The sequence below is a fragment of the Peribacillus sp. CSMR9 genome (assembly GCF_033141925.1).
Taxonomy (GTDB): Bacteria; Bacillota; Bacilli; order Bacillales; family DSM-1321; genus Peribacillus; species Peribacillus simplex_A.
On the sequence record NZ_JAOPHO010000041.1, the window covers coordinates 25727 to 36310 of the forward strand.

Annotated in this window: 8 protein-coding genes and 1 other annotated feature; of the genes, 5 read left to right on the forward strand and 3 right to left on the reverse strand. The window is 42.7% G+C overall.

Translation table 11 applies throughout. The annotated features are described in order from the left end of the window. Positions 1–105 precede the first annotated feature (105 nt). Positions 106–909 (forward strand): alpha/beta hydrolase, encoded by an 804-nt coding sequence (locus N9I19_RS16780; RefSeq protein ID WP_317778459.1) that lies wholly within the window; start codon positions 106–108, stop codon positions 907–909. A 74-nt stretch (positions 910–983) separates the two neighbouring features. On the opposite strand, the gene N9I19_RS16785 is transcribed toward N9I19_RS16780, so the two are convergent. From N9I19_RS16785 to mnmL, 3 genes are all read right to left on the reverse strand, one after another. Continuing rightward, positions 984–1379: a hypothetical protein gene (locus tag N9I19_RS16785; protein WP_317778460.1), complete on the reverse strand. Its 396-nt coding sequence runs from the start codon at positions 1377–1379 to the stop codon at positions 984–986. Positions 1380–1535: 156 nt separating this feature from the next. Further along, entirely contained in the window at positions 1536–2108 is a 573-nt protein-coding gene (mnmM, locus tag N9I19_RS16790) for a tRNA 5-(aminomethyl)-2-thiouridylate-methyltransferase MnmM (RefSeq protein ID WP_317778461.1), read from the reverse strand. Then, positions 2098–3066: a tRNA modification radical SAM protein MnmL/YtqA gene (gene mnmL, locus N9I19_RS16795; RefSeq protein ID WP_284469443.1), complete on the reverse strand. Its 969-nt coding sequence runs from the start codon at positions 3064–3066 to the stop codon at positions 2098–2100. Before mnmL ends, mnmM begins: the two co-directional genes overlap by 11 nt. Before the next feature lie 171 nt (positions 3067–3237). Here mnmL and N9I19_RS16800 point away from each other — a divergent pair, with 171 nt between their 5' ends. The 4 genes from N9I19_RS16800 to N9I19_RS16815 all read left to right on the forward strand — a co-directional run bounded on the left by N9I19_RS16800 (position 3238) and on the right by N9I19_RS16815 (position 10465). After that, positions 3238–3744 (forward strand): SMI1/KNR4 family protein, encoded by a 507-nt coding sequence (locus tag N9I19_RS16800; RefSeq protein ID WP_317778462.1) that lies wholly within the window; start codon positions 3238–3240, stop codon positions 3742–3744. A gap of 95 nt (positions 3745–3839) precedes the next feature. Then, a complete protein-coding gene (locus N9I19_RS16805) occupies positions 3840–4103 on the forward strand; it encodes a DUF2524 family protein (RefSeq protein WP_061465304.1) in 264 nt (87 codons plus the stop codon). Positions 4104–4257: 154 nt separating this feature from the next. Then, positions 4258–4493: a binding site (T-box leader), on the forward strand. A gap of 54 nt (positions 4494–4547) precedes the next feature. After that, positions 4548–6962 (forward strand): leucine--tRNA ligase, encoded by a 2415-nt coding sequence (leuS, locus tag N9I19_RS16810; protein ID WP_289319484.1) that lies wholly within the window; start codon positions 4548–4550, stop codon positions 6960–6962. 338 nt (positions 6963–7300) lie between these two features. Next, positions 7301–10465: a S8 family peptidase gene (locus N9I19_RS16815; RefSeq protein ID WP_317778463.1), complete on the forward strand. Its 3165-nt coding sequence runs from the start codon at positions 7301–7303 to the stop codon at positions 10463–10465. Positions 10466–10584 lie beyond the last annotated feature (119 nt).

The window sequence follows — 10584 nt, forward strand, 5'->3', positions numbered from 1 at the left end:
GGTTTCTTTTTTGGCGAAAATCACGAATATGGTTATAATTTATATATATTATTTTAACTATAATGGATCGTATACAACAAGTGAAAAGTGAAAGGGGGATTTCGAATGTGGAAATGGGAGACAGAAGGAGACGCAAAAGGCGTCATTGTCATCATTCATGGGGCGATGGAACATCACGGCCGTTATAAGTGGTTAACACAAATGTGGCTTTCAGCTGGATACCATGTCGTCATGGGCGACCTTCCTGGGCAGGGTATGACAACTCGCGCCTACCGGGGACATATCGATTCCTTTGATGAATATTTAGACGAAGTGAAAAGCTGGATAGAAGAGGCTTACGAATATTCGTTGCCGGTCTTTTTACTTGGACATAGCATGGGCGGTTTGATTTCGATACGCCTTCTTCAGGAAGAGGAATGGGACATTGCAGGGGTGATTCTTTCTTCTCCATGTTTAGGCCTCGTGACGAAGCCGCGGAAGTTCCTGACAACCATCTCGCATGGTTTGAACATCATGATGCCTCAGTTAAGGGTAGAATCCGGATTGACACCTGAAATGGCAACGAGAAGTGCGGAAATTCGTGAATCCGATAGAAACGATACATTATATATCACGAAGGTTTCGATTCGCTGGTATCGCGAGCTTGCACAGGCGATGAAGGATGCTTTTGAAGAGATTCCCGAATTTCAGGATGTGCCGCTTTTGGTCATGCAGGGCGGAGATGACCGAATCGTGAATAAGAAGGCGGTTCGTGAGTGGTTTAATTATAACCTGGCCAGTGAAAAGCAATATAAGGAATGGCCGAAGCTTTATCATGAAATCTTCAACGAACCGGAGCGTGATGATGTATTCCAATATGCGCTGAGTTTTGTTGAAAATCGTTTAAAGATATTAGGGTATGTCGTTTGATCGGTAAATCCTGCGGAATAATTGAAAAAGCTGCTGAATTGAGACATTCAGCAGCTTTTTTTATTTGAAATGGATCAACCTGCGTTTGTAAGCAATTCGTACGATTTGATGACCGGTGCCCAAAAAGGAACCGGATACATAAATTGGCTCAAATGTGTAAGTTCATTTTTATTGGATAAGGCGGTGGATAGGAGATAGATGGATTTAAAGCTCAAGTCATTAGCGAATAAATCTAAAAGCGTCGCTTTCATATTCATGATTTCTTCATGGTTTTGTGTGGAAATCACTAAATCGAGCTGTGGCAGGAACTTATCAAAATGATTTTCAAGTTGTTTGAGGTCTTCCATGTTTTTTTGTTTTTCTGTCAATGAATTAAGTGATCTGACAAAACTCCCGTACTCTTCACTCGAATCCCTTTTGATTCTTTCTGTCAATATATCGGTCAGTAATGAAATAGGCAACTGTTCCATTTTTTCTACACCCTCTTATCTATTTTCTTTAATTATAATTATTATAGACGAAAAATTCAAAAAGTTATGATTGGAAATTTGCTGCCGATCATTTGAGGGGTAGCCATTTCCTTCGAATGAAAAAACACCGTTCCGAAAGAACGGTGTCAGGAGCGATCATCTCTTTTCAATCGCTACAATGAATGGCGGATTGTTGGCTTGGTTGATGAAGCCGTATTTCAGGATATGCGCTTTTTGTTGAGGGAAGTTCTGTACATAATCCATCAATGCATCCCGTTCAGCCGATCCTCCTGGATGTCCATGGTAAATGACGAGGATGATGATGCCTTCAGGTGCAAGCATCTCGAACAGCTGTTCAATAGCTGATATCGTCGTATCTGCTTGGGTGATGATTGATTTGTCACCGCCAGGAAGGTAGCCTAGGTTGAATATGGCACCTGTGATCTTTCCGGAATGTTCTTTTCTGATGTATTTGCTGAGTTGTTCATGCCCATCGTGAATGAGGGTGCAGTGTTCCTGTAAATTCTCGGACATCAGTTTGGCCGCTGTGATTTGGAGTGCTTCTTTCTGAATGTCAAAACTATAGACATGTCCGTTTTCTCCGGTTAGTCCTGCCAGGAAGACAGTATCAAAACCGTTGCCCATCGTGCCATCAAAGGTAATATCCCCGGGCTGGACCGCTTTTTCAAGCAGGATCCTGGCGAATGGCAAAATTCGGTCAAGCTTCATCTGATTGTACCTCCGTCTGATGATTTTTCCCCTGCCAGCTGTTGCGGCGTTGCAATTCGGCATCAATGGCATTCAAAACATCCCATTTATTGACGCTCCACATTGGCCCGATCATCAAATCGATTGGGCCGTCTCCCGTTATGCGGTGAACGATCATTTCCGGAGGGATTATTTCCAGTTGATCACATACCAGGCTGACATAATCGTCACGGTCAAGGAATTCAAGCAGGCCTTTTTCATATTGTTTGACCATAGGGGTCCCTTTTAATAGATGAAGTAAATGGATCTTTATGCCCTGCACATCAAGTTTGGCGACTTCCCGGGCTGTTTCCATCATCATGTCGTAATCTTCCTGAGGAAGGCCATTGATGATATGGGAGCATACGCGGATGCCGTGTTTGCGCAGTTTATCGACCCCTTCTTTGTAGCAATCGAAGTCATGGGCACGGTTGATCATCGTCGCGGTCTTTTCATGAACCGTTTGAAGACCAAGTTCAACCCATAGATAAGTGCGTTCGTTCAATTCCGCTAAATACTCGACTACATCATCTGGAAGGCAATCCGGACGCGTTGCAATGGAGAGTCCGACGACACCTTCCTGGGTCAATACACTTTCATATTTCTCGCGAAGCTCTGCCACGGGTGCATGCGTATTCGTGAACGCTTGGAAATAGGCCATATACTTACCGTCTTTCCATTTATGATGCATACGTTCGCTGATTTGCTTGAACTGGACGTCGAGCGGTTCAACCCTGCTGCCCGCAAAGTCACCCGAGCCTGAGGCACTGCAGAAGGTACAGCCTCCATGTGCGACTGTCCCATCACGGTTCGGACAGTCAAAACCGCCATCAAGGGCAACTTTAAAAACCTTATGTCCAAAATGATTTCTCAAGTGGTAATTCCATGTATGATATCGTTTGTTATCCGTTGCATATATAAACGGGTTTGCTTGATTCAAATCAGCAACCTCCTAAGTAAAAAATAAAGCGCAACATATATTATACAACATTCGGGCAGCTAGGTCTTTTTTTGAAAAATAAGCGTATACTGTATACTTGAAGGCTAAACAATTAGCTGCTTTTTCTAGTATCTCTAGTGAATGACTATATCCAATCGGGAGCTGATGGACATGACCGGTCAAGTTGAAGAAGCGATTAATCAAATGAAAAAGAAATTAGCCGAAAATAATCAGGTGATTGAAGTAAATGAGGATGGATTCGTATACAAAGCCACTTGCACCTTCAATTCACCTGCTTCGGATGAACAAATTCATTCCTTTGAAAAGAAAACCGGATTGCTTCTGCCCGATGATTATAAAGAGTTTTTGAAAATAACGAATGGATGCCGTCTGTTCGATAGCGTAGAATCTGGTCAGGGAAATGATTTGTATAGCCTGGATGATATTGTTAATTACACATATGAAAGTTCTTACGAAGGATGCTTTAAAGTGGCCTGCATTTATCAAGATAATATCGTGATCGATGGGGAGGCCGTCGCAAAAGGTGATAAGGATTATTTAATGGTAAAAGGCCATATCGATGATTTTGAAGAAGGCGAGAAACTCCATATGGGCTTTGCCGAATGGATCGAGCGGTTCATTTCCCATCAAGGGGAGAAGTTTTGGGATAAAGGATGATTCCTCAAAAAAAATGATAATCCGCTCGTTATTTGCTCAAACTAAACAAGATGATACTGAGTCATCCAAATGAGACGCGAAGGAGAGGGTTTGAAATGGCAACCAGACAATCCGTCGATCATTTTTTAGAGCAATGTGAAGGGGCTCTCCATTTTGCAGAGTTTGAATTTAACGAGGCCTCTCGGCAGGAGCATTATGATGATGAACAATTTCAAAATTCGCAAAGGTATATCGAAGAGGCTTTGACTGATATGGAACGATTGTATGCCAGTTCGAATGCCCAACAACGGGATATGCTTTCGCGGATGCGGCAGCAATTGAATGAATTGAAAAATGAAATGATATTACTGCGACATTAAAGGAGCAAGGGAGCTATGGATGCATAGCTCCCTTTTTTTTGCACGTTTTTCCTTGAATTCGCATATATAATGAAAAACCTGTCGATAATGTTTATGTACGGCTATTGCAATTATCGGTAAAATTGACTAGAATGTAATATAATCAAATATTCTCATAAAGACTATGATGAGGAACAGTAGCGATTTTATTTCAGTAAAGAGAGTTGACGGGTGGTGCAAGTCAACCTGGGATGGTCGTGAACTCGCCTTGGAGTTCCAGGTGTGAAGGTAAAAAGTAATGCCTGGCGTTTTAATCCATGTTACGGATGATGTTTTAAGCTGGGCGGATTTTAGCTATCGCCAATGTGGGTGGTACCGCGGGAAGATATACATAATCCTCTCGTCCCTATTTTGGGATGAGGGGTTTTTTATTGTTTTTTTATACGGAAATTAGGAGGAAATAATATGAGTTTTGACCATAGAAGCATAGAAACGAAATGGCAGCAGTATTGGGAAGGCAACAAGACATTCAAAACGGGTGAAGAAAGCGGCAAACGCAAATTCTACGCGCTGGATATGTTCCCATATCCTTCAGGGGCCGGTCTTCATGTGGGTCACCCGGAAGGTTATACGGCCAGCGATATTTTGGCACGGATGAAACGGGCGCAGGGGTATAATGTTTTGCATCCGATCGGCTGGGACGCTTTTGGACTTCCGGCAGAGCAATATGCGATCGATACGGGAAATGATCCAGCTGAATTCACGGAGCACAACATCAACACGTTCCGCCGCCAAATCAAAGCCCTTGGTTTTTCTTATGACTGGGATCGTGAAATTAACACGACAGACCCTGACTATTACAAATGGACGCAATGGATCTTCTTGAAATTATATGAAAAGGGCCTTGCATATATTGATGAAGTGGCCGTTAACTGGTGTCCAGCCCTTGGCACGGTATTGGCGAACGAAGAAGTCATCGATGGAAAAAGTGAGCGTGGGGGCCATCCGGTTGAGCGCCGCCCGATGAAACAGTGGATGCTTCGAATCACGGCTTATGCGGACCGCTTAATCGACGATTTGAATGATGTCGATTGGCCTGAAAACATCAAGGATATGCAACGTAACTGGATTGGCCGTTCCGAGGGCGCGGAGGTTACATTCAATATCGATGGCTTTGATGATACATTCACGGTGTTCACGACTCGTCCGGATACGTTATTCGGTGCAACATATGCCGTATTGGCACCTGAACATCCATTTGTCGATAAAATTACGACGGCTGATCAAAGGAAAGCAGTTGACGCATATTTAGATGAAGTGAAACATAAAAGCGACCTGGAAAGAACAGACTTGGCAAAGGATAAGTCAGGCGTGTTTACGGGGGCTTATGCCATTAATCCGGTAAACGGCGAAAAAATGCCGATCTGGATTGCTGATTACGTGTTGATCAGCTACGGAACAGGTGCGATCATGGCCGTTCCTGCACATGATGAGCGTGATTATGAATTTGCAGTCAAGTTCGAATTGCCGATCAAGGAAGTCGTAGCTGGCGGAGATGTGACAAGTGAAGCATATACAGGCGATGGACTTCATGTGAATTCGGAATTCCTTGATGGCTTGAATAAAGAAGAAGGCATTTCAACCATGATCAAATGGCTGGAAGAAAAAGAAATCGGTACGAAGAAAATAACATACCGTCTTCGCGACTGGTTATTCAGCCGTCAGCGTTACTGGGGTGAACCGATTCCAATCATACATTGGGAAGACGGCACGATGTCTGCAGTGAAGGAAGAAGAACTTCCATTGATTTTACCGAAAGCGACAGACATCAAGCCTTCAGGTACAGGCGAATCACCTCTTGCAAACATTACGGAATGGGTGAACGTAACGGATGAAAACGGACGAAAAGGGCGCCGTGAGACAAACACCATGCCACAATGGGCAGGCAGCAGCTGGTACTTCCTTCGTTATATCGATCCGGACAACAAGGAGGCACTTGCAGATCCTGAAAAATTAAAAGAATGGATGCCGGTCGACATTTATATTGGCGGCGCTGAGCATGCGGTGCTTCACTTGCTTTACGCTCGTTTCTGGCATAAATTCCTGTACGATATCGGTGTCGTGCCAACGAAGGAACCTTTCCAAAACCTATTTAACCAAGGAATGATCCTTGGCGAGAATAATGAAAAAATGAGTAAATCCAAAGGGAATGTCGTGAACCCGGATGATATCGTTGAAAGCCATGGTGCCGATACACTTCGAATGTACGAAATGTTCATGGGACCATTGGATGCTTCGATTGCCTGGTCTACAAACGGATTGGACGGCTCCCGCAGATTCCTTGACCGTATCTGGCGTTTATTGGTCAACGAAGACAATACGATAACAGATAAGGTGACCGAAACGGATGACACGGGCAAGCTTGAAAAAGTCTATCATCAAACGGTTAAAAAAGTGACCGAGAACTATGAAGAATTGAAATTCAATACGGCGATTTCACAATTGATGGTATTCATTAATGATGCCTATAAAGCGGATTCGCTTCCTAAGGTATATATCGAAGGCTTCGTCAAATTGCTTGCACCAGTTGCACCGCATATCGCCGAGGAGCTTTGGTCTAAACTAGGTCACTCCGAGAGCATCACATACGGAACATGGCCTGCGTTCGACGAAGCGAAGTTAGTGGATAACGAAGTCGAAATCGTCATCCAAATCAATGGAAAAGTCAAAGCGAAATTAATGGTGCCGACTGACACTACAAAAGAAAAACTGGAAGAAATTGCGATGGGGGATAACTCCATCAAAGAACAAATCGATGGGAAAACCATCCGCAAAGTTATTGCCGTACCAGGCAAATTAGTCAATATCGTCGCAAACTAACTAAATCGATTGAGGGCTGTTCCGCATGTTTTAATGCTGGGACAGCTTTTTTTTGCGTGGGCATCGGCTGAACATAGGAATTAGGTCATGGTTAGGATTTCCCCCGATTTAAATCTATTTGCGATGAGTCTATCAAATTTTGGAATCAACAAGCGGTAGTAATGCATTGGAACCTAAATATCTTGCTTAATTGGTACATGAGAATCATTTTTCGGCTTGAAGGCCCAATATATCAAGTATTTGCCATAAAAAAGGTAAAAAATTGGTTGATAAAATTTTACAGTGTGATAGTTTGGTATAGTACTGTAATTTTTTAACCAATTATTGGAGGGGAAACTGTGAAATTTAAGAATGTGAGTCGATTTACGGCGTTTGTACTTATTTTTGCACTGATTATCAGCTTGATGGTTCCACTAAATTCTCAAGCTGCAACTGCAACACCTATTGAAAATGTAAAAACGATTAAAAATGGGGACACTTTAGACGGGAAGTTTGAAAAACCGGATGTTCAATGGTATCAAATCACCCCTACAAAAGAAGAAATAAAAAAATTCTCCCATGCTGAGTTCGAAGTCAATTCGGACAAAATCTTGAATATTTCCGTATATCAAAATAAAGAAAAAGCAGAAAAAGATGAGAGCAATTATCTTGTCTCGTCTAAACCGGATGAAAAAGCTGTAATTGATTTCCCATATGCTTGGGAAGGCACGTATTATGTTAAAGTTGAATATTTCGGCGAAACGGATGATGAGGGAAATCCCATCCCCGATGCAAAAAATGAAGCTGAATACTCCATCAATGCCCATTCAGTAACATTGCCGCCATCTTCTGGGGACGAAGAGGAACTCGAAGCATGCCCGGTTGAATTGAGTGTAAACGATAAGAAAACGGGAGAATCCATGTTGAAAACACTCCGCGTGTTTAGAGATGAAGTTCTCACGAAGTCATCTGAGGGACGCTCTCTTTCCTCTTTATACTATAAGGCTTCCCCATTTCTGGCCCTTCATCTGGCTGGAAATAAAAAGGCCAGGGAAGCGGTCTATAACCACTTAGTCGTCATTAAGCCCCTTATTGAGGATCTTAATGAAAATGGAGCAAGCAGTACGGCAGTCATTAGCAATAAGCAGCAAGAAGCGATTAAAGCATTATTCAATAAGGCGGCAAGCGTCGCTCCAGCTGGATTGAAAAAGGATATGAACAGCATTGCAAAGAAAATCAATCTTGATAAGCTTGCAGGTGAGAGAATCGTTGATATCGCAAGCAAAGCAGGAATCAAACTTCCGGCTTCGAAAAATATAAAGAACAAATATATCGTCAAACTTAAACCTGGGAAGTCATTAAGCTCTGTCCAATCCAAGGTAAGCGGAAAAGGATATGGAACATTATCGGCACCTAAGCGCCAAGAGGTTCTGTATGATGATATGTACGTTGTAGAGTTAAAGAATCAAGCTAATATGAGTACAGCAGCTTTATCCAGTATCGAAAAACTTCCTGAAGTGGAATATATCGAACCGGTAAAAACGTACAAAGCACTTTCAGCCGACATTCAATCACCGTATCAATGGTCATTAAATAACGCCGGTGGCGAAGAGGGCATAAAGGGAGCGGACATCGATAACGAAAAACTGCAAAGCCTAATTAAAAAACGTAATTTAAAAGATACATTGGTAGCGGTTATCGACACGGGTGTCGATAATTCACTGGCGGATTTGAAAGATACAGTTCGCATGGACTTAGGCAAGAACTTCATTGATAAGAATGAAAAGGCAATCGATGACCATGGCCATGGTACACATGTATCCGGAATTATCGCTGCCAAAGCGGATAATGGATATTCCATGCAAGGAATCAATCCAGTAGCTAAAATCATGCCTGTGAAGGTCTTGGATTCTTCAGGAGCTGGAGACAATGAGAAAGTTGCACTAGGCATTAAATATGCCGTGGATCATGGAGCAAAGGTCATAAACCTTAGCTTGGGCGGAGAATATAGCAGGACGATTGAATATGCCTTGAAACATGCCGCTGCCAAGAATGTAATGGTTGTCGTGGCAAGCGGTAATGATGGGACGGAAGGTCTTTCTTATCCTGCATCATCAAAATACGCGATATCTGTCGGTGCAACCAATGCCCTTGATTTAGTATCCGATTATTCCAATTATGGCGCGAAATTGGACATGGTCGCTCCAGGGACAGGAATTCCAAGCCTTGTACTAAATGGGAATGTTACCTACATGGATGGTACATCAATGGCAACTCCTCATGTTGCGGCAGCTACAGCCTTGTTATTGTCCGGAAATCCTGGGCTGAAAGTGAATGAAGTAAGGGAAATCCTTCATGAGACATCGGAATATGTTGCTTTTGAAGAAGAAGATAATGTAGACCCTTATGAGGACTATGAACCAGAAGATGGAGAAATCATAATACCAGAAGAAGAACTGCCTGTCGGAAAAGATTTAGTCTCTGGGTATGGAAGGCTGAATGCGTACAGTGCACTTAGTACAGTGGATTTACAAGCAAAAGTCAACCTTGTAATGGATACGCAAACAAAACTGACTGGTTCAGCTAAAAAAGGTTCGGTAATCGAAGTGAAAAACGGGAAGAAATCCCTCGGTAAAGGTACGGCGGCAGCTAACGGAACGTTCACCGTTACTATTCCGGTCCAAAAAGCTGAGCAGCAGCTAACTGTGAATATCTCTGATTCTTCCAAACTGGCAGTATCTTCAATCAAAGTATTCGTGAATAAGGGTGAAACCCCTAACAAGCCAACTGTTAAAGCTCTAAGTGACAAAGATACGTATGTAACGGGTCAATCACAAGCGGACATGAAAATCACGATCAAAAATAACGCAAAAAAAGTGATTGGTTCAGGTAACACGGACAGCAAAGGGAATTTCAAAGTGAAAATCAGCAAGCAAAAGGCTGGCACTAAACTTTCAGTCACAGCTACAGACTTGGCAAAACGTGAAAGCAAGGCGGCAGCCGTGACTGTTCTAGATAAAACAGCCCCAGATGCACCGAAAATGAATGAAGTAAGCGATAAAGCTGCCTCAGTAACCGGTAAAGCGGAAATCGGTTCAATCGTAACCGTGAAGTACAACAATAAAAACATCGGAACGGCAACAGCTGATAAAAAGGGGAACTTCTCCATTAAAATCAGCAAGAAAAAAGCAGGGTCCGTATTATATGCCTCTGCAAAAGACAAAGCGGGCAATACAGGAAAAGCAGCAAAAGTAACGGTTAAAGATAAAACAGCTCCAGGTGCACCGAAAGTGAATGAAGTAAACGACAAAGCAACAAAAGTAACTGGAAAAGCGGAAATCGGTTCAACCGTAACCGTGAAGTATAGCAATAAAAACATCGGAACGGCAAAAGTTGATAAAAACGGAAAATTCTCTGTTAAAATCAGCAAGAAAAAAGCAGGTTCCGCATTATACGTCTCAGCAAAAGATAAAGCTGGTAATACAGGAAAAGCAACAAAAGTAACGGTTAAAAAATCTAAATAATAATTAGAGGTGAAGGCCGTTTAACTTACATGTTAAACGGCCTTTTTTGTGCGCCCGGCATGGGTGCAATCTATAGGGTGAAAGTCCCGAACCATGAAGGCAGTAGTAGTGGTTAGCTT